The following is a 21,249-nucleotide window of genomic DNA, read 5'->3' on the forward strand; positions in this document are numbered from 1 at the left end:
CGGACGTTCCGCGATCCGTCCGACCCGGGGCAGCGGAGGGAGTCCGGGCGTCGAAGGCCGCGCCCGTCGGCGCCGAGGCGTCGGCGGCCTCGCGTCACGTCTCAGACCGTCTCGAAGTTGGCCATCATGCCCATGTCCTCGTGCTCGCTGTTGTGGCAGTGGAACATGTACCGGCCGCGGTAGCCGTCGAACCGGGCGATCACCTCCACCGCCTCGCCGGGGCGCAGGTCGACGGTGTCCTTGCGGCCGGCGTCGTGCGGTCCGGGCTCGCGTCCACCGCGGGACAGCACGTGGAAGTGCACCAGGTGCAGGTGGATCGGGTGGTGCAGGTCCGCCACGAAGCGCCAGATCTCCACGTCCCCGAGCCGGGGTCGGGCGTCGATCCGGGTCGGCGAGTACGGCCGGCCGTCGATCGCCCAGCCGTGCCGGTCGCCGACCAGTCCGCCGCGGAAGGAGAACTCCCTCGTCACGGCCGCCTGCGCGCGGTCGAGCGGTTCGAGTTCGCCGAGCCGGTCCGGGACGTGGCTGTCCTCCGCGCCGCGTCGGGCGACGCGGAACCGCATCACCCGCGCGGTGCTGCCGGTGCCGAGCCGGTTGACCAGGGTGACCTCGGTGCCGACCGGGTAGGCGCCGAAGTCGACGACCAGGTCGTACCGTTCGGCCGGGGCGATCGGCACGTGCTCGTGCCCGCGCGGCACGTCGAGCAGGCCCTGGTCCGAGCCGATCTGCGTGAACGACCGGCCATCGGGTGGTGGCGGGTCGAGCGCGAGGTCGTAGCGGCGGGCGTTGGACCCGTTGAGCACCCGCAGCCGGTGCCTGGTCGCGGACACCTCGGCCACCGGCCAGGGCGCGCCGTTGACCAGGATCACGTCGCCGAGCACTCCTTCGAGGTAGGCCTCCTCGACGCCGGGCACGGTGGTCAGGGACGGGTCGATGGACGGGTAGCGCAGCGAACCGTCCGCGGCGAACGCCCGGTCGGTGATCAGCAACGGCAGTTCCCGCTCGCCGTGCGGGAGCGGCAACGCGTCCTCCTCGTCGTCCCGGACGAGGTGGAACCCGGCCAGGCCGCGGTAGACGGCCGGTCCGGTGAAGTCCATCCGGTGGTCGTGGTACCAGAGCGTGGACGCTCTCTGCCGCAACGGGTACACGTATTCGCGCTCGCCTCGGGTGATCACCGCGGCCGGGTCGTGCATGCTCGCGTGGCCGCTGTGCGAGTGCGTCGGGTACGCGGCGTCGGCCGGCAGCACCAGGTCGGTGGCATAGCCGTCGGACTCCGGCGGGGTGCGGCCACCGTGCAGGTGCACGACGGTGGGCACCGGGAGTTCGTTGCGGTGCCGGACGACCGCCGTCCGGCCGCTGCGGGACTCGATGGTCGGCCCGGGAAAAGTGCCCTGGTAGCCCCAGATCGGCGTGCGCAGTCCCGGCAGGATCTCCACCGTGGCCTGCCGCTGGACGATCTCGTACCGGTCGGCGTCCGCGTCGCGCGCGACCGGCGCCAGCACCGCCGGGACCGGCAGCGGCACCCGGAAGGGCGCGGGCAGCGGCACCTGGCTGGTGAGCAGCTCCCCGGTGGCCGCGGCGGGTCGGAACAGCTGCGGCCCGGCGAGCCCGGCGGCCACCAGTGCGCCCGCGCCGCCGGTCAGGCCGAGGAACCGGCGCCGGGACAGCCCGCTCATCGCCGTGCTCCGGTCCGCCAGATCCCGAACAGCATGATCCACGCCAGGGCCACGAGCACGACACCGAGCGGGACGTGCAGGTCGAGCGCCCCGGCCAGTCCGGCGAAGTACTGGCCGGTCACGCCCAGCACCGACAGCACGCTCGCCCAGAACGGCCAGCGCGGGCCACCGCGTCGCCAGAGCAGCGCCGCCGGCACCAACTGGGCCAACGCGAGGTAGGAGACCAGGTCCGCCCCCGACGCGTGCAGCGCCAGCATGTCGTAGTCGCCGATCAGGTAGCGGCCGGCCAACACCGGCTGGGCGAAGATCGCGACGGCGTGCACCGTGACGAACCCGCGCACCACCCCCAGCACCGCCCGGCCGCGCAGCCGCGGCGGCGCTTTCGCCCCGGCGTCGATCACTCCGGCCATCACATGCCCCTCCTCGGTCGACCCGTCGTCGGTGATCGACGTTATGGACGGCGTCCTATGCTGTCCAAGACCAGAATCGGCATTCATTCATGACGTTGAGGCTATGAAAGATGGACCTGCTGCAGCTCCGCTACTTCCAAGCGGTCGCCCGCCGTGAGCACCTCAGCCAGGCCGCCGCGGAACTCCGCGTCGCCCAGCCGTCGCTCAGCCGCGCGATCGCCCGGCTGGAGGCCGACCTCGGCGTGCCGCTGTTCGACCGGGTCGGGCGCGGGCTGCGGCTCAACCGGTTCGGCGCCCGGTTCCTCCGCCGCGTCGATCGGGTCCTGCGCGAACTCGACGACGCCCGCCGGGAGCTGGCCGACTCGGCCGGTCTCGACCGCGGCAGCGTCGCCGTCGCCGCGGAAACCCTGCTCACGCTCACCGGCCTGCTCACCGAGTTCCGCGCCGGGCACCCCGGCGTCAACACCCGGCTCTACCAGTCCTCCGCCGCGACCATGGCGGAACAGCTGCGCATCGGCGAGGTCGACCTCTGCTTCGCCTCCCAGCCGCTGTCCGGTCCGGACCTGCGGACGCTGGAGCTGTTGCGCGAGGAGGTGCTGCTCGCCGTGCCGCCGGGGCACCGGCTCGCCGGGCGGGAGCGCGTGCGGCTGGAAGAGCTCGCGGACGAGCGGTTCGTCACCACCAGGCCCGGGTACTGGCCGCGCGAGCTGTGCGACCGGCTGTTCGCCGAGGCCGGCCTGCGACCCCAGTACACGTGCGAGAGCGACGAACCCGGCGCCACCGGCGACCTGATCGGCGCGGGCCTCGGCGTCGGGCTGGTGCCGGAGTTCTCCCGCCGCACCATCACCCACGCCCCCGCCGCCTGGTTGCGACTCGACGTCCCGGACTGCCACCGCAGCCTCACCCTGGTCTGGCGCAAGGACACCTACCTGTCCGCCGCGGCGCGGCGACTGACCGACTTCGCGCGCGACTACTTCCGCTCCCTGTAGCGCCGGCCCGCGGGTCAGTCGGTGGCGACCAGCAGGTGATATCCCCACGGCGGCAGGGCGACGTACAGGCCCCGGGCCGACAGCTCGTCCCCGTCGCGGTAGAAGGTCTCGTCCCGCAACGGATCCCGGAAGCCGAGGGAGCTGCCCGCCAGGTCGGTCCACGGCACGGCCACGCGGCCCTGGGACGGCACGGGGGAGAGGTTGACCACGACCAGGTGGCGCGCGTCCGGAGCGGTCCACGACCAGGCCAGGACGTTCTCGCAGGTCCGGTTGTCGGGCCAGCCGCCCACCTCCAGCAGCCGCCACGCCCCGGTCCGCACCTCGGGCGCGAGGGCCAGCAGGCGGTGGTGCCAGGCCGCCAGGTCCGGGTCGGCCGGTTCGTCGGGGGCGCGGTTCAGGAACACCGGTGGGCGGGTCCACCTGCCCTCGAACTGGCCCTCGTGCCACAGGGTCGCGCCGGGCAGGGTGGCCAGGACCACGGCCGCCGCGGGGACGGCCTCACGCGGTACGCGCGACGCCACCCTCGGCTCGTCGTGGTTCTCCAGGAAGCGCAGCAGGCGGGACTGGAAGGCGAGGTCGGCGCGCAGGTGGTCCCGGATACCCGCCGGGTCGAGGTCCACGACCCGGTCGTAGAGGCGCTTGTCGTAGCAGAGGTCGAAGCCCTGTTGGTGCAGCGCCCATTCCATGTCCCAGTACGCCTCGGCGATCATCAGCGTGTCCGGGTGGCGGGTGCGGAACCCGGCGAGCACGTCCGGCCAGAAGTCGACCGGTGGCGGTGGGCCGGTGCGGCCCGCCCACGTGCGGTGGAAGACGTCGTTGGTCGGCAGCATCGCCATGTCGCAGCGGATCGCGTCGCACTGCTCGGCGATGCCCGACAGCGTCCGCGCCGTGGCGTCGCGCAGTGCGGGGGCGTACGCGTCCAACTGCGCCACGTCCGGCCACGGTGGGAAGTACGGGTCACGGCCCCTGGCCACGACCCGGCCGTCCAGGGCCAGCCACGCCTCCGGGGAGTCGACGACGTCGTGGTCGTCGCCGCGCACGAACAGTTCCGCGCGTTCGGTGATCCACGGGTGGTCCGGCGCGACGTGGTTGGGCACGTAGTCCAGCACCAGCAGCACACCCCGGCGGGCCAGGGCGCTTCGGGCCTTCACCAGGCCGGACCGTCCGCCGAACCGATCGTCCACCTCGTAGCGGCGCACGCAGTACGGCGAGCCGATCACGTCGTCCACCCGCAGGTCCGGCAGCGCCTCCCGGAACGAGTGCCGTGTGCCGGCGTCGACCAGCGCGAGCCCGGCGGCGCTGCGCTCCCACACGCCCATCAGCCACACCGCGTCGATTCCCGGCCGCGCCACGGCGTCCCACGCCGAGCCGGGCACGTCGCCCAGTGTCACCGGCCGCCCGAACTCGCGCGAGAGGTCGGTGAGCCACACGGCGGTGTTCACCTCGTGCACCACCGGTTGCGTCGGCGGCGTCATCGGGCCGCCGTCCCGCGGAACAGCAGCGGCAGCAACGCGACGATGCCGGTCCACCCGGTCTGGTGACTGGCGCCCAAGCCCGCGCCGGTGTCGCCGTCGAAGTACTCGTGGAACAGCACCAGGTCCCGCCAGTGCGGGTCGTCGCGCAGCAGCGGGTGGCCACCGTTGGCGGGCCGGCCGCCTTCGCCGGGCAGGAACAGCCGCACCAGCCGGGCGGAGATCTCCTCGGCCACCTCGCGCAGGTTCAGCCACCGGCCGGACCCGGTCGGGCACTCGACGCGGAACCCGTCGCCGAAGTGCCGGTGCAGGTTCAGCAGTCCGCGCACCAGCATCGCGTTGACCGGGAACCACACCGGTCCCCGCCAGTTGGAGTTGCCGCCGAACATGCCGCTGTCGGACTCGGCGGGCAGGTAAGACACCCGGTACTCCTCACCGTCCACGGTGAACACGTAGGGGTTGTCGCGGTGCCACTTCGACAGCGACCGGATGCCGTAGGGGCTGAGGAACTCGTCCTCGTCCAGCACCCGGGAGAGGATGCGCCGCAACCGCTCCTCGTCGAACAGGGCGAACAGCACCGGGCCGGTGCCGTGCGCCTGCTCGCCGTGCCGCCACATCGCCGCGTTCACCGCCGGGTGCCGGTCCAGGAACTCCACCGCGCCCCGCACCAGGCCGGGGAACCGCTCGCGCACCGAGCCGTCCACGACGGTCGCCGCGGCCAGCGGCACCAGGCCCACCGCGGACCGCACCTTCAGCGGGGCGGCGGAGCCGTCGGGCCGGCGCAGCACGTCGTAGAAGAACCCGTCCTCCTCGTGCCACAGCCCCACGCCGTCCGGACCGACGTGCCGGGCGGCCGCCGCGATCCACGCGAAGTTCTCCAGCAGCGCCTGCGCCTGTTCGAGGTAGGCCGGGTCGTCGGTCGCCAGCTCCAGCGCGATCCCGGTCAAGCTCTGGCAGGACAGCGCCATCCACGCCGTGCCGTCGGCCTGGTCTAGGTGGCCCCCGGTGGGCAGCGGGGCGCTGCGGTCGAACACGCCGACGTTGTCCAGCCCCAGGAACCCGCCCTGGAAGACGTTGCGGCCGTCGGCGTCCTTGCGGTTGAGCCACCAGCCGAAGTCGCGCAGCAGCTTGGGGAACGCCCGCTTGAGGAACGCCCGGTCCCCCTTGCCGCGCGACGCTTTCTCGTACTCGTAGACGAACAGCACGGCCCAGGCGTGCAGGGGCGGGTTCACGTCCCCGAAGTTCCACTCGTACGCCGGCACCTGGCCGTTGGGGTGCTGGAACCGCCGCTCCAGCAACAGGTCCAGCTGGCGCTTGGCCAGCGCCGGATCCACCACGGCCAGCGCCACCGCGTGGAACGCCAGGTCCCACGCGGCGAACCACGGGTACTCCCACCCGTCCGGCATGGAGATCACGTCCTCGGCGACGACGTGCCGCCAGGCGTGGTGGGGCGAGGTCGGCGGGCCCAGCGGGTCGGCGCCGCGCTCGGTGAGCCAGCGCTCCACGTCGAAGGCGTAGTACTGCTGGGACCACAACATCCCGGCCAGCGCCTGCCGCGCCACCGCGCGTTCGCCGTCGGCGAGGTCGCCCGCGAGCACGTCGGCGTAGAACTCGTCGGCCTCGGCGCGGCGGGCGGCGAACACGGTGTCGAAGTCGGCGAACGGGTCGGCGGCCGTGCGGTCGGCGAGCCGGACGCGCACGGTGGCGCTGCCGCCCGCGGGGATGTCGAGCACGCACACCGCCGCCGCCTTGGTGCCGATGTCGCTCGGGTCGACCGCGGACATGTCGCCGTGCACGATCGCGCGGTGGATGCCGTCCTTGACGAACGGCGCCTCGTTGGGCGAGCCGAAGACCTTCTCGTCGTCGGTTTCGTTGCCGGTGACCAGGATGGACGCGGGCGGGTCGACCGACAGCCGCCGGGCGCCCAGTCCGGCGCCCTCCGCGCGCACCGAGCCGCCGGCCGCGACGAGCACCGGCTGCTCCTCCCCGCCGGCCCACGACCAGGTGTGCCGGAACCACAGGGTCGGCAGCACGTGCAGGCGCGCCGGGTCCGGTCCGCGGTTGTGCGCGGTGACCTTCATCAGCACGTCCTCGGGCCCGGCCTTGGCGTACTCCACGACGACGTCGAAGTACCGGCTGTCGTCGAAGACCCCGGTGTCGAGCAGTTCGTACTCGGGGTCGTCGCGGTCGCGGGACGCGTTGACCGAGACCAGCTCGCCGTAGGGGAACTCCCGTTGCGGGTACTTGTAGAGCATCTTGAGGTAGGAGGCCGTGGGGGTGGCGTCCAGGTGGAAGTAGCACTCCTTGACGTCCTCGCCGTGGTTGCCCTCGGCGTTGGTGAGGCCGAACAGCCGCTCCTTGAGGATCGGGTCCGCGCCGTTCCACAGCGCGAGCGCCAGGCACAGCCGCTGCCGGTCGTCGCTGATGCCCGCCAACCCGTCCTCGCCCCACCGGTAGGCGCGGCTGCGGGCCTGGTCGTGGGTGAACGACGACCACACGTCGTCCCCGAACCGCGCCTCGCGCACGGTGCCCCACTGCCGGTCCGCCAGGTAGGGCCCCCAGCGCCGCCACGGAACCCCCGCGTCGGCCTCGTCCAGCCGGTGCCGCTCCGCCCCGGTCACCGGCGACCACCCACTTCGTCACCGTGCACCACGACCGCCCACACCACGACCACGCACAGCGCGATCACGATGGTCGACCACACCGGCTGCACGGACACGAAACCCAGCTGCAGCACGGCGTTGACCGCCGCGAACACCACGGCGGCGACCCGCGCCCACGCCGCCCCGGTCAGCAGCGCCGCCCCGGCCAGGGCCACCACCACGCCGACGACCAGGTGCGTCCAGCCCCACCCGGTGAGGTCGAGCACCAGGACGTTGTCCGGCCCTGCCACGTAGTACTCGTCTTCGAACAGCGCGACCATGCCCTCGATCACGTTGAACGACCCGATGACCATCATCATGATGGCCGCGAACCCGATCCAGCCCGTCCACGCGCTGGGCCTGGGCTGCTCGTCCTCCCACACGTGGGCGGTGCGGTGCGTCTCCTGCGCCATGTCGGTTCCTCCCGCTCGGTGGATCACCCTTGTGCCGACCACGCTGGCGGTTTCACCGCCTCGTTTCCTCACCCGGCGCGGGCGAACGGGCGCGGACGAGCGCGCCGACCCAGGCGGCGCGCGGGTCCACGTCGACCAGCACGGCGCCGACGAGCAGGGTCGCCGGCACGGCCAGCAGCATCCCGAGCGGGCCCAGCACCCAGCCCCAGAACACCAGGGCCACGAACGCGGCGGTGGTCGACAGCCCGACCGCGCCGCCCGCGAACCTGGGCTGCACCAGCGACTGCCCCACGAAGTTCACCAGCAGGTAGACCGCGCCGACCAGCAGCGCCCGCCGCGGGCCGTGCTCCAGCAGCGCGAGCACCGCCGGCGGAGCGAGCCCGAGCAGGAACCCGATGTTGGGGATGTAGTTGGTGACGAAGGACAACAGCCCCCAGAACACGGCCAGCGGCACGCCCAACGCCCACAGCGCCACGGTGTCGACCACCGCGATGGCGAGTCCGAACACCGTGGTGACGACGAGGTAGCGGCGGGTCCGGTGGGCGAACCCGCGCAGCGAGTCACCCAGTCGGGGTCGGTCGGCGGACAGTTCGACGAGCCGGGCGTCCATCCCGTCCACGCTCAGGAACAGCAGCAGCGCCAACAGGAACACCAGGTTCGTCGCGAGCCCGGCGACATCGCCGAGCAGCGCGGCCAACGAGGACAGGACCCGCGTGGTGTCCACCGACTCGACCAAGGCGCGCAGCTGTCCCGGCGCGCCCGCGACCCGGTCCAGCACGTCCGAACCCCGCGCGAGCAGCTCCCGGCCCCGGTCGACGTAGCCGGGCAGCAGTTCGCCCAGCTTCGCCCCGGACACCACGACGGTCAGGCCGAACAGGACCACCACCCCGTACACGGCGGCCACCACGGCGGTCGTCTCCGCCCACCCCGGCACCCCTCGCCGGCGCAGCGCACGCCGGAGGGGGCTCACCGCGATGACCACCACCAGCGCCAGCAGCGCGGGGGTGACCAGCCACGCGGCGGCGCGCAGTCCGGCCACCACGACCACCGCCGCCGCACACCCGAGCAGCACCACGAGCCCACGGGGCAGCACGTCCTTCCCGCGCGTTTCCTGCGGTACGACAACGCTTGCGGCCATCAGCCCTCCATCGTCAGCGGTCGGCGACACCGTGACAGCCGTTCGCCGGGCGGTTCTTCACCCGTGGCGGGCGAGGGTCCGCGCCACCTCACCCGCCGCGTGCGGTGCCGGGGGTGGCGCGCGACGGCCAGCGTCGTGCCCATGCCCAACGCAGAGCAGCACGACTACCCGCCGATCGCGGCCCACGGACTGATCGGTGATCTCCAGACGGCGGCGCTGGTGGCCGCGGACGGCACCGTGGACTGGTGGTGCGTCCCCCGCTTCGACTCGCCGAGCGTGTTCGCCTCCCTGCTCGACCGCGAGCGGGGCGGCCACTGCCGCATCGGCCCGGCCGGCGACCGGAGGCTCGGTCGGCAGCTGTACTTCCCCGACACCGCGGTGCTGATCACCCGCTTCACCACCGACGGCGGGGTGGGGGAGGTGGTCGACTTCATGCCGCCCGCCGGGACGATGGCGACGACCCGGCGGCGGCTGGTGCGCATGGTCCGCTGCGTGCGCGGCCAGGTCGACTTCGCCCTGGAGGTCGCACCGCGCTTCGAGTACGGCACCGGTCCACATCGGACGATCGTCACCGGCGACGGCGCGGTCTTCGAGAACCGCGACACCTCGTTGGTCATGCACGTCGTGCGCGAACCCGGAGAGCCCCGGGCCGACGTGCGACTAGTCGAGCAGGACCTGCACGGGGTGATCCGCCTGTCCGAGGGGCAGGTGCGCGGGATCGTGCTGGAGACCAACCTCGGCGGGCCCCCGAGGGCGGTGCGGGTGGCGGAGGTGGAGCAGGCGTTCGCGGACACGGTCCGGTTCTGGCAGACCTGGCTGTCCCACTCGACCTACCGCGGCCGTTGGCGCGAGGCCGTGGACCGGTCGGCGATCACGCTGAAGCTGCTGACCTACGCCCCGACCGGCGCGATCGTCGCCGCACCCACGGCCGCGCTGCCCGAGCGCATCGGCGGCGAACGCAACTGGGACTACCGCTACACGTGGGTCCGCGACGCCTCCTTCGCCGTGTCGGCCTTGCTGGACCTGGGTTTCACCGAGGAGGCGGGTGCGTTCGCGCGGTGGCTGGCCGACCGGTACGAGCAGGGCGACGGGCCGCTGAAAGTGCTGTACCGGGTGGACGGTTCGCCGGACGTGCCCGAACAGGTGCTCGACCACTGGGAGGGCTACCGGGGCTCTGGACCGGTGCGCATCGGCAACGCCGCCGGCGACCAACTCCAACTCGACATCTACGGCGAGCTGTTCGACGCCCTGTACCGCGCGCACGGGCACGGCCTGCGGGTGAGCCGACGGGGTTGGCGGGCGCTGTCCGGGGTCCTGGACTGGCTGGAGGGCAACTGGGACCAGCCCGACGAGGGCATCTGGGAGACCCGCGGCGGACGGCACGACTCCACCTACGGCCGCGTGATGAGCTGGGCGGCCTTCGACCGGGGCCTGCGCATCGCGCACGAGCAGGGGCTGCCCGCGCCCGTGGACCGCTGGCGCGCGGCCCGCGACGCGATCCACGACCAGGTGTGGAGCGAGGGCTGGCACCCGGGCCGGCGGGCGTTCGTGCAGCGCTACGACTCCGACGTGCTGGACGCCTCGGTGCTGCGCCTGGGCCGGGTCGGGTTCGTCGCGCCGCACGACCCGGCGTGGCTGGACACCCTCGCCGCCGTCGAACGCGACCTCGTGGTGGACGACCAGGTCCTGCGCTACGACCCGGCCGCGTCACCGGACGGGCTGGCCGGGGTCGAGGGCACGTTCTCCCTGTGCACCTTCGACCACGTGGCCGAACTGGCCCGCGCGGGACAGTCGGGCAAGGCCCGGCTGGTGTTCGAGAAGGCGCTCACCCACGCCAACGAGGTGGGCCTGTACGCGGAGGAGTTGGGCCCCGACGGGGCGCAACTGGGCAACTTCCCGCAGGCGTTCACGCACCTGGCGCTGGTGGAAGCCGCGGTGGCGCTGGACCGGGCGCTGATCGCGGGAGGTGGGCCGACGTGGCCGTGGTGACGGTGTGGTGGTTCGCCTCGCCGGACGGGGCGGAGGACGCGTTGCACCTGCTGCACGACCGCCAGGTGCCGATGTGGGACGCGGCGGTCGTGTCGTGGCCCGAGGACCGCGCCCTGCCGGAGGTGCGGCGACCCGGCCGGGTCGTCGGCGACGCGGTGCTCGGCGGCGCGTTCTGGGGCCTGGTCAGCGGGTTGCCGTTGTCGTCGCCCGTGCTGGGCGCGGCGGTGGGCGCGGGAGTCGGGCTGCTCGTCGCGTGCCTGACCCGGCCGGGTCTGGCCGACGACACCGTCGTGGGGTGCCGGCGGCACGTCACGCGGGGCTCCTCGGTGCTGGCGCTGCTGAGCGACGGGGCGGACGTGCTCGACGTGCTGTCCGCGGCGGGGGCCCGGTACCCGTGACCGGGGTGGTCGTGGCGGCGGGCGTCGCGGTGGTCCTGCTGGTGATCGTCTGGCAGCTGCGCGGGATCGGCCGGTCCGACCACCCGGTGCGGCGGGGCATCCAGGCGCTGGTGCTCGTGGCGGGCGTGTTCGTGCTGGTGTTCGCCGGCTGCTACCACCTCATGTCCACAGTGGACCGTTCGGCGTTCACCGAGCCGTTGGACTTCGCCGATGCGGTCTACCTCGCCGTCACCGTGTTCGCCACGGTCGGGTTCGGCGACATCGCGCCCGTGACCACCTCCGCGAGGATGGTGGTCACGGCGCAGATGTGCGGGGACGTCCTGCTGGTCGGTGGCGTGGCCCGGCTGGTGGTGCACGCGGTGCGGACCCGTCGCCGTCAGGTCGGCGGCGGCGCGGACTGACGGGGCAGCAGGACCGCGACGCCGAACCCGACCACCGCGAACCCGCCGAGCACGGCCAGGGCCGCGGCGAACGGCCCGCCACCGGCGGCGGTCGACGCGACCGCCGACCCGGCCAGCGCCGTGCCCAGCGAGGACCCGAGGTTCGACACGGACCGGGACACCCCGGACACCGCGCCCTGCGCCGGGGCCGGCCACGCCGACTGCACCAGCGTCACCGACGCGGTGAGCATCGTGCCGACGCCGGCCCCGAGCAGCAGCATCCCGGGCAGGAACGCGAGGAACCCGGAGCCGTGGTGCACCGGCCACACCAGCAGGGCCACGCCCACGACCGTCACCGCGAACCCGGCGCGGACGATCCACCGCTGGGGGTGCCTGCGCGCCAAGCGTTCCGCGACCGCCGCGGCGGCGAGCACCCCGGCGGTGGCGGGCGCCAGCACCAGGCCGCTGCGCACCGCGTCCAGGCCGCGCACCTGCTGGGCGTAGACCGACAGGACGATGAACGCGCCCTGCAGCACCAGCCACTGCACCAGCTGCGTGGCCAGCCCGAGGACCGTGCCGCGGTCCCGGAACAGCGCGGGCGGGCACAGCGGGTCCGCGCGGCGGCTGATGTGCCACCCGAACCACCCCAGCACCAGGACGCCGAGCCCGACCACCGCCCACGCCGAGCGCAACACGCCCAGCACCACCAGGAACATCGCCACCGCCGACAGGACCGCGCCCGGCACGTCGAACCGGCCCGACCGCGGCGGTGGGCCGGGATCGGGCAGCCGGCGGGCGGCCACCAGGATCGCCGCCACCACCACGACCTGCAGCAGGAACGCCGCCCGCCACCCGAACGCACTGGTCAGCAACCCGCCCAGGAGCGGCCCGGCCGCCGCGCCCAACCCGCCCGCCGCGCTGACGGCGGCGAAGGACCGGGCCCGGTCGGCCACGTCGGCGAACGCGACCGTCACCATGATGTAGATGGGCGGGATCATCAGCGCCGACCCCACGCCCTCCAGCACGGAGTAGCCCGCCAGCAGCAGCCACGGCGTGGGCGCGAGGGAGGCCAGCAGCGCGCCCGTCCCGTAGACCACCAGGCCCGCGACGAAGCACCTCTTGCGCCCCCACACGTCGGTCAGCTTGCTGCCGGGCACCATAAGGGCCGCCATCGTGAGTGTGAACAACGTGATCATCGCTTGAACATCGGACACAGAAGTGTGAAGGTCGTCGGCGATGGCGCTGATCGACACCGTCATGGTCGTCGCGGCGAAGCTCGCGATGAACTGCGCGAGCGCCAACGGCGCCACCATTCCCTTTTTCTGTCGCACGTTCACCCTCTCCGGGTGATGTGGCGGCACGCGTCCGCCCACCCGTGATCCGTCGCCGGCCGCGGTGAGCGCCCGGCCGGGACCGACGGTCGCACCGGGACGGTTCCCGCCGGCTCACCCGCCAGGGGTGGGGCTGCGTGGCCGTTCACCCGCGACGGGTGTCGCCGCACCACGCACCCCGCCGTGACGCTGGTGTCGCGGGATGAGGACCTCGGGGGTTTTCGCGGTCCCCGACCTCGTCCCGTGCCGGTGGCGCCGGTCCGGTCGTCGCGGAACGCGCGGTGGCGGACTCAGCGGTCGGGGCGCTGTCCGCGACACCGCGCGCGACGGTCCGGCGCCACCGGATCCCCACACCCCCTCCGGAGCGAGGAGAAGCCTGTGCGCACACCCGTCCTGCTCGGCCCGCACCGCCTGGTCGACGTAGTCAGGCCGCTGCACCCGATCGCCTCCGTCTACATCGGCAGTCCAACGGGCTCGAGCTGGCCGGCCCGCCTGGAGCGGCTGGTCGACGCGCTGCTGGCCGACGGCGCGGACGAAGCGACCGTCCTGGACTTCCTGGTGGCCGCCTCCGATGAGCCGGAGACGCCCACGGTGGTGTTCGCCGACGGCGGCCACGTGCCGGCGGCGTACGCCACGCCCGGCCGTCGCGGCCCGGACGCCGTCCGGTTCGGCGCGCCCGCCCACGTGCTGCCCCTCATGGCGTGGGCGCAGGAACGGCCGTCCTGCGTGGTGGTCGACGCGCGGCACGCCAGTGTCGAGGTAGCCACCACGCCAGGTGGGCTGGAGACCGGCGTGCGGGAGTCCGTGTGGTGCCGGCCGCGGGCCGTGGTCGAGGTGTGCCGGGAGTCCCTCGCCCGCTTCCCGGCGCGGCTGGTCGTGGTCTACGGCGAGGAGCGGGTGGCCGAGTCGCTGCGCGCGGAGTTCGCCCCCGTCGCCACGGTGCGCCGGGTCCGGGACACGGGCCGTGACCGGCTCGCGGAGGTGGCGCGGTCCACGGCGCGGCTGTGGGCGGCGCAGAGCCTCGCCGACTTCGACGAGCGGTCCGGGAAGCCCGGTCACGCCGTGGAAGGGGTCGAGGCGACCCTCGACGCCCTGGCGCGCGGGCGGGTGCGGGAACTGCTGGTGGACATCGCGTCCCCGGACCCGGCCACCGCCTGGTTCGGCGCGACGACCCGGCACGTGCTGGACGGGAAGCGCTCCGCGCCGTGGGCGCGGCGGTCGGGGCCGGCCATCGACGTGGCCGTGCGCGCCGCTCTCCTGGGCGACGTGCCGGTGCGCGTGCTGCGTCCCGGTGTGCCCGGCGTGCCGGCGGGCGGCATCGGCGCCCTGTGCCGGTTCCCGCTCGCGGTGGTGCGGTCGTGACCGACGAGCTGGTGCCGTTGAGGATCGCGTTCGACGTGTCCTGGCGCGGGTACCGCCGCGACCAGGTGCGCCGGTACGTGGACGAGGCGGAGGCCGACGTCCGGCTGCTGACCGCGGACCGGGACGCCGCGCTGCGCTGCGCGGGCCTGCTGGCGGCCCGGCTGGAGGCCCAGCGGCGCGAGAACCGCGTGCTGCGCGCGCGGCTGGACCGGGTCTGCCGGTCACCGCTGGACATCGGCGGCGCGGAGGAACGCGCGTGGGACGTCGTGCGGCTGGCGCAGGAGGAGGCGGGCGAAATCGCCGCGCGCGCCCGTGCGGCGGCCGAGCGGGCGTGGGTCGTCGAGCGCCGCGCCGAGGCGTCCCGCCGCCGCCGGCACGAGGCGCTGATCGCGCAACTGGAAGCGCATCGCCGGCACGCCGAGACCGAGCACCGCGCGCTGCTGGACCGGGCACGGGCCGAGGTCGCCGCGCTCAGCCGTGAGGCCGAACGCCGTCGGCGGGAGCTGGACGACCGCGCGGCCCGCACCCGGCGTCGGGTCGTGGAGGACTTCGAGCTGGCCATGTCGGTCCGGCGGGCCGAAGCGCTGCGGGCGCTGGCCCGGCAGGAGGACGCGGCCCGCGCCGAGGCCGAGCGGATCGTGCGCGAGGCGCGGCGGCGGGTCGCCGTCCTGACCGGACACCGCGACCGGGTCGCCGCCGGACTGCGCGCCGCCGCCGAGGTGCTCACCCGGGTCGACTCGGTGCTGACGCTCGCTCCGGCGCAGGTCCCGCCCGCACCTGAGCTGCCCGCACCTCATCTGTCCGTGTCCGATCTGCCGGCGCACGACCTGTCCGTGTCCGACCCGTCGGCGCGCGATCTGCCGGAGTCCGATCTGTCCGAGTCCGATCTGTCCACCCTTGATCTGCCTGCCCCTGATCTGTCCGGACCCGGCCCGTCCACCCGCCCAGCGCCCCGCGCGCCGATCGCCTCCGCCGGGTGAGGCGCCGGACCACTCGCTGCCGCTGAACTGGCAGTCCCACAAGAGAACGGATGCTGACATGGCCACTCTGACCATCTGGAAGTTCCACTCCGCGGACGGGGCCGACCAGGCCGCGCGAACCCTGGAGACGCTGGCTAAGGGCCGGCTGATCTCCGTGCACGACGCGGCCGTCGTGTCCTGGCCGGAGAACCGGAAGAAGCCGAAGCTGCGCCAGCTGCACAGCCTCGTCGGGCGCGGCGCGTTGACCGGCGCGTTCTGGGGCATGCTCGTGGGCCTGCTGTTCCTGGCGCCCATGGTCGGCGCGGCGGTCGGCGCCGCCGCGGGCGCGGCGGGCGGCGGGCTGGCCGACATCGGCATCGACGACGACCTCATCCGCGAGATCCGCGAGCGGGTCACACCCGGCACGTCGGCGCTGTTCGTGCTCACCTCCGACGCCGTGCTGGACAAGGTGAAGGAAGCGTTCGCCGGTCCCGACCAGCCCGAGCTGCTGTTCACCAACCTCTCGCCCGCGCAGGAACAGGCGCTGCGCGAGGTCTTCGCCGACGACTGACGCCCGTCCCGGCGTGACCACGTCGGCTTTCCGTGGAGGTGTCCGGATGGGACGTCGGCAGAAAGGCCGCCGCCTCGCCCTGTTGTGCGTCGTGATCGCATTGGTGCCGCTCGTACTGGAGCGGCGCGCGGGTCGGCTGCCCTGTAGCGCGGAGAGCGTCGTGGTGGTGGCGGCGGTGCTGCTCGCCGCCGTGCCGCGCGCGGTGGTGCGGCTGGCCGCCGCGTTCGCGGAACCGGCCGTCCCGGTGTCGGGGGAGTCATGTCCCTGACCGGTGTGCTCGCGCGGGAGCGGCTGTTCGCCGTCCTGGACCGGGTGTCGGGCCATGGCGACCGGCCCGCCCCGGTGGCGCTCGTGCACGCGCCGACCGGGGCGGGCAAGACCACCCTGGTGTCGAGCTGGGCCGCGCGGTGCGCCGACCGCGCGGCCCGCGGCGACCGGACCGCGCCGCTGGTCGTCGTCATCCCGCTCACCGAGCGGCACGGCCGGCCCGCGGCGCTGAGCGAGGCCGTCCACGACGCGGTGGTCGCCGTCGACGGGTCGCCGCTGGCGCGATTGGTGCCGCGGCCCCGGCGGACCGCCGCGCCGGTGTCGCCGCTGTGCCTGGTGCTGGACAACGCCGACGTCCTGGCCGGACGGCCGGCTGCGCGGCTGCTGGCGACGCTGGCGCGCCACCCGTCGCTGCGGCTGGTCCTCGCCGGGCGCACGCCGCAGCCGCTGCGCCCGTGGTTGCGGGCCCGCGGCAGGTCCCACGAGATCGACGTGGCCGACCTCGCCTTCACCGAGGACGAGGCGGCGGAGTTGCTGCGGGCGCACGGCGTGGCGCTGTCCCCCGAGGACCTCGCCGTGCTGCGGCACCGGACCTCCGGGCTCGCCGCCGGGCTGCGCCTGGCCGCCACGTCGCTGACCGGTCGGGGCGCACCGGCCGCGCGACCGACCACAGTGGCGTGATGTGCATCACAAGATTCGGTCGATGCGGCAGTCCGCTTCGGACCGCCGCGCGGTGCACTCCGCCGGCGGAGGAACCCGTTCGGACGCCGCCGTGCGGGCGATCGCGTGCGACGCGTGACCCCATTCGCCACTTCGGGGTATCGCCAGTGCCGGAACCGCGTTCGTCACCCGCTGAGGGTGAGGAGCGCCTGGTGTCGCAGCGCCGATGATCATTCGTACCACCGCCGCCCGACCAACCGGTGGCCCGCCCACGAAGCGGCCCGGCGACCCGGGCGCACCGGAGCAACCGCCGGAAGAACAGAAGGGCGAAAGAGAATGTTGGAGCGGCACGATCCAGCGGAGACCGGCCCGGAGCGAGATCCCGGGCACCCGGTGCCGCCGCCGAAGCTGCGCGTCCCGCTCGCCGAGGCGCCGATGGTGCACCGGCACCGGCTCGCCGCACTGCTCGACCGGCACACCGCCGCGACCACCGCCGCGCCGCCGGTCACCGTGGTGACGGGCCCGGCCGGCGCGGGCAAGACGACCGCGCTGGCCATGTGGGCGCGACGGCACGAGACCGCGCGCGTGGCGTGGTTGACCCTCGACGCCCACGACAACACCTCCCCCTACCTGTGGTCGGCGGTGCGGGAGGCGCTGGTGGACGCGATCGGGCCGGACGAGCTGCCCGACCTCCCGCCGCCGACCGAACCGGACTTCCCCGCCCTGTTCATCGCCGCGCTGGACCACCTGCCCTCCCCGGTGCACCTGGTCGTGGACGACGTGCAACTGCTGGACGACCGGACCGCGTTGCAGGGCTTGGAACTGCTCGTGCGGCACACGCCCGGTCCGCTGCGGCTGGTGCTGGCGGGGCAACACGTACCGCCGCTGAGGCTGTCGCGGCTGCGTCTGGAGGGCAGGCTGCGAGTGGTGGGGGAGCGGGACCTCGCGTTCACCCGCGAGGAGGCCGAGGAGCTCTTCGCCCACCACGACATGAGACTCGACGCGCGGGACGTCGACCACGTCCTGCGTCGCACCGAGGGTTGGACGGCAGGGCTCCGGCTGGCGGCGCTGACGGGTTGCCCGAGCGCCTTCAGCGGCGCGCTGCCGGCCGTCGCCGAATACCTCACCGAGGAGGTGCTGGCCGCGCACGGCGAGCGGGTGCGGCGACTGCTCGTGGCGACCAGCGTGTGCGAGGAGGTGTCGGCGGACCTGGCCGCCGCCGTGGCCGAGGAGCCCGAGGCGGGCCGACTGCTCCAGGAGTTGCGCCGCACCCACGCCCTGGTGTCCACTGTGGACAGCGCTGAGGGCTGGTTCCGGTACCACCCGCTGCTGCGCGACCACCTGTCCGCCGAACTCGACCGCACCCGGCCCCGTGACCGCCCCCGCCTGCACCTGGCGGCGGCGACGTGGCACCGCGACCACGGCCGTCCGCTGGTCGCGCTCGGGCACGCGGTGCACGGGGAGCGGCCCGACCTGACCGCGGACCTGGTGGGCCGGCACGGCCTGGTGGAAGTGCTGTGCGGCAACGGTCCCCGACTGCACGAACTGCTGACCGCGGCGGAGCAGCCGCTGGCCGAGCGGCCCCTCGTCGCGCTGGTGGGCGCGGTGGCCGCGCTGGACGCGGGTGACGTGACCGCTGCGGACTGGCTGCTCGGGCACGTCGGCGAGGGTGCGTTGACCTCGGATCGCAGCCGCGCGCTGCACGCCGCCGTGCGACTGCACCGCGCGCGTTTCCACGGCGACCTGGCGGGGGCGGTGCGGGCGCTGTCCGCGACCCAGGCGGGCCGCACCGGCGATGCCGCCGTCGACGTGCTGGCGCGGCGGGAACGCGGCATCGCGCACCTGTGGTCGGGCCGGCTCGACGAGGCCGAACAGGACCTGGGGCACGCGCTGGACGCCGCTGTGCGCGGCGGCTTCGACCACGCCACCCTGGAGTGCCTGGCCCACCTGGCCGCCGTGGCCTCGGCGCGGGGCGACGCGCAGGGGGTGGTCCACCGGACCGACCGGGCGCTCGACGTGGTCGCCGCGCACGGCTGGGAAGACCGGCCGGCGTGCGCGGTCGTCTACGCCGTGCTCGCCGTCCAGGCGCACCGGTGCCTGGACGACGCCACGGCCCGCGCCATGGCCGCCCGCGCCATGGCCGCCCTGCCCGACGCGGCGGACCGGACGCTGGAGCTGACCGTGGCCGCGGTCCACGCGATCACCTCGTTCGACCGGGCGGACGACCCGCACGCGGTGGTGGCGACGCTGTGGAAGCAGTGGCGGGGGTTCGCCGACTGCCACGTCGCCCCGCACGTGGTCGCCGAGGTCGCGCCCACGGCGCAGCGCATGGCGTTGCGGGTGGGGGAGGAGCAGTGGGCGGCGGATCTGGCCGGGTACGTCGAGTCGCTGATCGGTCCGTCCGCCGAACACGCCCTGGTCCAAGCCGTCCTGCTGGCCCATCGCGGGCGCGGGGCGCAGGTGCGCAAACTGCTGGAGCCGTTGCTGCGCGGGCGTTCCGACGCCGTGGTGCCCGGCACCATGGTGGACGCCTGGGTCCTGGAGTCGACCCTGCTGGCCCGCGAGGGCAACGCCCAGCAGGCACACGACGCCCTGCGCAAGGCCCTGGCGGCGGCCGAACCGCTGCGCGCGTTGCGCCCGTTCTACAACGCGGGCAAACCGGTCCGTGACCTCCTGGCCCGGGGCGCCGGCCGCTTCGGCAGGCTGGACCGCTTCGCCACCGCGGTGATGACCACCGTCCCGACCGCGTCCACCGGCCAACCCGAGGGCCTGACCACCCGCGAACGCGCACTGCTGGTGGAACTGCCGTCGATGCGCACGGCCGAGGAGATCGCCGACTCGATGTTCGTGTCCGTCAACACGGTGAAGACTCACTTACGCGGCATCTACCGCAAACTCGGCGTGAGCCAACGCAGGGACGCCGTGGTCGTGGCCCGCCAACGCGGCCTCATCTGATCGTTCACGATGTGCGTGACCGATCCCGATCGGAGGAAGCTTTGCGCGACGTGTTCGCCCCGGACCCCGGCGGGCCGCCGCCCGTGACGGCGTTCCCGGCGAGGGGTCCAGGCAGAGCACGAACCGTCGATGGCCGAGCCGACTCCCGGGTGAACGGATGCCGCCGCGGTGGTCGACTTGACCCGCCGGCCGCGTGCTCAAGACGCGACGCTCCTGTTCGTCGTCGACGACCGACCCCGAGGTCGCCCAGTTCGAGCTGTAGTGGTCACAGGTCGTGGCGGGTGTGACGATCCGGCTGCGCGGCTCGGGGTCTTGCGAGGCGCTGCACTGACTTGCGCCCACCTCGCCAGGATCGATGGCGAGTGTCCGTGGCCAAGTTCCCTTGGTGTGAGGCTTGCGGGACCACACCCCGTGGAGCCTCCAAGGGTACATGGTTCGAACCTGGGGTGCGTGGCGCTGACCACCCGGAGCTTGAAGGGTGACGGCTACTCGAGTCGCATCGCTCGATGCTCACACCCACGTCTTGTGATCAAGGTAGGCTCAGGGTGAGCGTGCTTTCGTTGGACTCCAACGCGGTAGGGACGTGAGATGCTCGATCCGGAGGCTCTGAAGCGGGAGAACGACATCGTCCTGAGTACGGTTCAGGTGTTGATGCGTCGGATTTCCTCGGATGTGACCGCTGTGGCGGTTCTGGTCGAGGCGCAGCGCGTGGAGCTGACGTTCTGGGCCGACCGCCTCACGGACGAGATCGACGAAGACGCAGACGACGCCACCTTCGAACTCGATGCCCTTCTCGACGACTACGACCACCCCTTGATCGAGTACCGTGTCCGCCTGGGCAGACCGGATCCGAAGAGGCTTGCTTCCTACGGACGGATGATCTACTGGTCGAAGTGTCAGACAGTGGCCGGGCCGACAGAGCCGCGGTCGAACCAGTGCCCCGTCGGTTGAGCCATCCGGCGGGGCATCGGTGCCCGTTCAGGAGTTCGCGCGGGAACCGGTGGTAGCTCACGTGCCCCTGTGGATGCCAGAAGCCGATACACAGGCTCCTACTTGCGTTGCGCCGCTGGGGTTCGTACTCGTTGATCAGGCCACCGGGGATGGGTTGGTGGCGTACCGAGTCATGGCTCGGCTATGGGACTGGGTGGCCGGGCTGTAGCGAGCTGGACCGTCGAGTTCGGATCCGGCGGTGGTTGTAGCGGTTCCAGCACTGACCTGAGGTCGTGCTCGCTGAGGACGAGCAGTCGGTCGGTGGCTCCCGCTATTCGGGTCCGGCGGTGCTCTGGTCGAACAGGTGGACGGGGTTGCCGGTCGGGTCCAGGAAGGTCGCCCCCTTGCCGCCCGGCATCTCGATCTCGCCCTGCCAGTCGAGTTCCGGGTGCGCCTGCCGGAAGGCGTCCACGCTGTCGACGGCGTAGAAGCCGCCGGCCCCCCATCGCGGCCCGGTGGCCGGCGGCACGTCGAGCATCAGCTCGACCTCCGAGCCCGGGATCTTGAACGCGGCGGTCGACTCGCCCTCCCGCCAGGACTCGTCGAACCCGAGCGTGTCGCGGTAGAAGGCGACCGACTCCTTGAGGTCCTTCACTGGCTGGTACAGGAACGTCAGTTTCATGTGGACGACCGTAAAGCGATTACGC

19 protein-coding genes are annotated in these 21,249 nt (G+C 73.5%); 11 read left to right on the forward strand and 8 right to left on the reverse strand.

Going from position 1 to position 21,249, the window contains the following annotated elements:
- Positions 1-101: 101 nt before the first annotated feature.
- Together FHS29_RS25110 and FHS29_RS25115 are read right to left on the reverse strand one after the other, a co-directional pair.
- Complete coding sequence (locus FHS29_RS25110; RefSeq protein ID WP_184694494.1) at positions 102-1,676, reverse strand: multicopper oxidase family protein; 1,575 nt, start codon at positions 1,674-1,676, stop codon at positions 102-104.
- Entirely contained in the window at positions 1,673-2,086 is a 414-nt protein-coding gene (locus tag FHS29_RS25115) for a hypothetical protein (protein ID WP_184694495.1), read from the reverse strand. The genes FHS29_RS25110 and FHS29_RS25115 overlap by 4 nt, the downstream gene beginning before the upstream one ends.
- Before the next feature lie 110 nt (positions 2,087-2,196).
- On the opposite strand from FHS29_RS25115, the gene FHS29_RS25120 reads away from it, so the two are divergent.
- Positions 2,197-3,075: a LysR family transcriptional regulator gene (locus FHS29_RS25120; protein ID WP_184694497.1), complete on the forward strand. Its 879-nt coding sequence runs from the start codon at positions 2,197-2,199 to the stop codon at positions 3,073-3,075.
- 14 nt (positions 3,076-3,089) lie between these two features.
- Here FHS29_RS25120 and FHS29_RS25125 read toward each other — a convergent pair whose 3' ends face one another.
- From FHS29_RS25125 to FHS29_RS25140, 4 genes are read right to left on the reverse strand one after another with little or no spacing between them, the layout of a single operon-like run.
- Positions 3,090-4,550 carry an alpha-amylase family protein gene (locus FHS29_RS25125; protein ID WP_184694499.1) on the reverse strand — a complete coding sequence of 487 codons (1,461 nt, stop codon included), beginning with the start codon at positions 4,548-4,550 and terminating at the stop codon, positions 3,090-3,092.
- On the reverse strand, positions 4,547-7,168 hold the full coding sequence (locus FHS29_RS25130; protein ID WP_184694501.1) for an MGH1-like glycoside hydrolase domain-containing protein: 2,622 nt from the start codon (positions 7,166-7,168) through the stop codon (positions 4,547-4,549). The genes FHS29_RS25125 and FHS29_RS25130 overlap by 4 nt, the downstream gene beginning before the upstream one ends.
- Positions 7,165-7,602: a DUF7144 family membrane protein gene (locus tag FHS29_RS25135; protein WP_184694503.1), complete on the reverse strand. Its 438-nt coding sequence runs from the start codon at positions 7,600-7,602 to the stop codon at positions 7,165-7,167. The genes FHS29_RS25130 and FHS29_RS25135 overlap by 4 nt, the downstream gene beginning before the upstream one ends.
- Before the next feature lie 52 nt (positions 7,603-7,654).
- Entirely contained in the window at positions 7,655-8,740 is a 1,086-nt protein-coding gene (locus tag FHS29_RS25140; protein ID WP_184694505.1) for an AI-2E family transporter, read from the reverse strand.
- 141 nt (positions 8,741-8,881) lie between these two features.
- On the opposite strand from FHS29_RS25140, the gene FHS29_RS25145 reads away from it, so the two are divergent.
- The 3 genes from FHS29_RS25145 to FHS29_RS38285 are packed head-to-tail and all read left to right on the forward strand — an operon-like array spanning position 8,882 to position 11,528.
- Positions 8,882-10,729, forward strand: a complete 1,848-nt coding sequence (locus FHS29_RS25145) for a glycoside hydrolase family 15 protein (protein WP_184694507.1) — start codon at positions 8,882-8,884, stop codon at positions 10,727-10,729.
- Positions 10,717-11,127 carry a DUF1269 domain-containing protein gene (locus tag FHS29_RS25150; RefSeq protein ID WP_184694509.1) on the forward strand — a complete coding sequence of 137 codons (411 nt, stop codon included), beginning with the start codon at positions 10,717-10,719 and terminating at the stop codon, positions 11,125-11,127. The genes FHS29_RS25145 and FHS29_RS25150 overlap by 13 nt, the downstream gene beginning before the upstream one ends.
- Positions 11,124-11,528: a potassium channel family protein gene (locus FHS29_RS38285; protein ID WP_184694511.1), complete on the forward strand. Its 405-nt coding sequence runs from the start codon at positions 11,124-11,126 to the stop codon at positions 11,526-11,528. Before FHS29_RS25150 ends, FHS29_RS38285 begins: the two co-directional genes overlap by 4 nt.
- Here the strand turns inward: FHS29_RS38285 and FHS29_RS25160 are convergent.
- On the reverse strand, positions 11,504-12,766 hold the full coding sequence (locus FHS29_RS25160; protein ID WP_246440836.1) for an MFS transporter: 1,263 nt from the start codon (positions 12,764-12,766) through the stop codon (positions 11,504-11,506). The genes FHS29_RS38285 and FHS29_RS25160 overlap by 25 nt on opposite strands.
- Positions 12,767-13,216: 450 nt before the next feature.
- On the opposite strand from FHS29_RS25160, the gene FHS29_RS25165 reads away from it, so the two are divergent.
- The 7 genes from FHS29_RS25165 (at position 13,217) to FHS29_RS25195 (ending at position 20,563) form a co-directional block, all read left to right on the forward strand.
- The gene (locus FHS29_RS25165) at positions 13,217-14,200 is read left to right on the forward strand and encodes a hypothetical protein (RefSeq protein WP_184694515.1); all 984 of its coding nucleotides are present in this window, start codon (positions 13,217-13,219) and stop codon (positions 14,198-14,200) included.
- Positions 14,197-15,180 carry a hypothetical protein gene (locus tag FHS29_RS25170; protein WP_184694517.1) on the forward strand — a complete coding sequence of 328 codons (984 nt, stop codon included), beginning with the start codon at positions 14,197-14,199 and terminating at the stop codon, positions 15,178-15,180. The genes FHS29_RS25165 and FHS29_RS25170 overlap by 4 nt, the downstream gene beginning before the upstream one ends.
- A gap of 58 nt (positions 15,181-15,238) precedes the next feature.
- Positions 15,239-15,730 carry a DUF1269 domain-containing protein gene (locus tag FHS29_RS25175; protein WP_184694519.1) on the forward strand — a complete coding sequence of 164 codons (492 nt, stop codon included), beginning with the start codon at positions 15,239-15,241 and terminating at the stop codon, positions 15,728-15,730.
- Between the two features lie 46 nt (positions 15,731-15,776).
- Complete coding sequence (locus tag FHS29_RS25180) at positions 15,777-15,998, forward strand: hypothetical protein (RefSeq protein ID WP_184694521.1); 222 nt, start codon at positions 15,777-15,779, stop codon at positions 15,996-15,998.
- Complete coding sequence (locus FHS29_RS25185) at positions 15,989-16,678, forward strand: MalT transcriptional regulator family protein (RefSeq protein WP_184694523.1); 690 nt, start codon at positions 15,989-15,991, stop codon at positions 16,676-16,678. Before FHS29_RS25180 ends, FHS29_RS25185 begins: the two co-directional genes overlap by 10 nt.
- Before the next feature lie 315 nt (positions 16,679-16,993).
- Positions 16,994-19,612, forward strand: coding sequence for a winged helix-turn-helix domain-containing protein (locus FHS29_RS25190; protein ID WP_184694525.1), 2,619 nt, complete (start codon positions 16,994-16,996; stop codon positions 19,610-19,612).
- 588 nt (positions 19,613-20,200) lie between these two features.
- A complete protein-coding gene (locus FHS29_RS25195) occupies positions 20,201-20,563 on the forward strand; it encodes a MafI2 family immunity protein (RefSeq protein ID WP_184694527.1) in 363 nt (120 codons plus the stop codon).
- 310 nt (positions 20,564-20,873) lie between these two features.
- On the opposite strand, the gene FHS29_RS25200 is transcribed toward FHS29_RS25195, so the two are convergent.
- Positions 20,874-21,224, reverse strand: coding sequence for a VOC family protein (locus FHS29_RS25200; RefSeq protein ID WP_184694529.1), 351 nt, complete (start codon positions 21,222-21,224; stop codon positions 20,874-20,876).
- Positions 21,225-21,249 lie beyond the last annotated feature (25 nt).

Origin of the sequence: Saccharothrix tamanrassetensis (assembly GCF_014203665.1) — a bacterium.
In the GTDB taxonomy this organism is placed as follows: Bacteria; Actinomycetota; Actinomycetes; order Mycobacteriales; family Pseudonocardiaceae; genus Actinosynnema; species Actinosynnema tamanrassetense.

Bases quoted from the DNA above. Each gene is read 5' to 3' on its own strand.
- FHS29_RS25110 (WP_184694494.1), bottom strand. From the start codon at position 1,676: ATGAGCGGGCTGTCCCGGCGCCGGTTCCTCGGCCTGACCGGCGGCGCG.
- FHS29_RS25115 (WP_184694495.1), bottom strand. From the start codon at position 2,086: ATGGCCGGAGTGATCGACGCCGGGGCGAAAGCGCCGCCGCGGCTGCGC.
- FHS29_RS25120 (WP_184694497.1), top strand. From the start codon at position 2,197: ATGGACCTGCTGCAGCTCCGCTACTTCCAAGCGGTCGCCCGCCGTGAG.
- FHS29_RS25125 (WP_184694499.1), bottom strand. From the start codon at position 4,550: ATGACGCCGCCGACGCAACCGGTGGTGCACGAGGTGAACACCGCCGTG.
- FHS29_RS25135 (WP_184694503.1), bottom strand. From the start codon at position 7,602: ATGGCGCAGGAGACGCACCGCACCGCCCACGTGTGGGAGGACGAGCAG.
- FHS29_RS25140 (WP_184694505.1), bottom strand. From the start codon at position 8,740: ATGGCCGCAAGCGTTGTCGTACCGCAGGAAACGCGCGGGAAGGACGTG.
- FHS29_RS25145 (WP_184694507.1), top strand. From the start codon at position 8,882: ATGCCCAACGCAGAGCAGCACGACTACCCGCCGATCGCGGCCCACGGA.
- FHS29_RS25160 (WP_246440836.1), bottom strand. From the start codon at position 12,766: ATGACGGTGTCGATCAGCGCCATCGCCGACGACCTTCACACTTCTGTG.
- FHS29_RS25175 (WP_184694519.1), top strand. From the start codon at position 15,239: ATGGCCACTCTGACCATCTGGAAGTTCCACTCCGCGGACGGGGCCGAC.
- FHS29_RS25180 (WP_184694521.1), top strand. From the start codon at position 15,777: ATGGGACGTCGGCAGAAAGGCCGCCGCCTCGCCCTGTTGTGCGTCGTG.
- FHS29_RS25185 (WP_184694523.1), top strand. From the start codon at position 15,989: ATGTCCCTGACCGGTGTGCTCGCGCGGGAGCGGCTGTTCGCCGTCCTG.
- FHS29_RS25190 (WP_184694525.1), top strand. From the start codon at position 16,994: ATGTTGGAGCGGCACGATCCAGCGGAGACCGGCCCGGAGCGAGATCCC.
- FHS29_RS25195 (WP_184694527.1), top strand. From the start codon at position 20,201: ATGCTCGATCCGGAGGCTCTGAAGCGGGAGAACGACATCGTCCTGAGT.
- FHS29_RS25200 (WP_184694529.1), bottom strand. From the start codon at position 21,224: ATGAAACTGACGTTCCTGTACCAGCCAGTGAAGGACCTCAAGGAGTCG.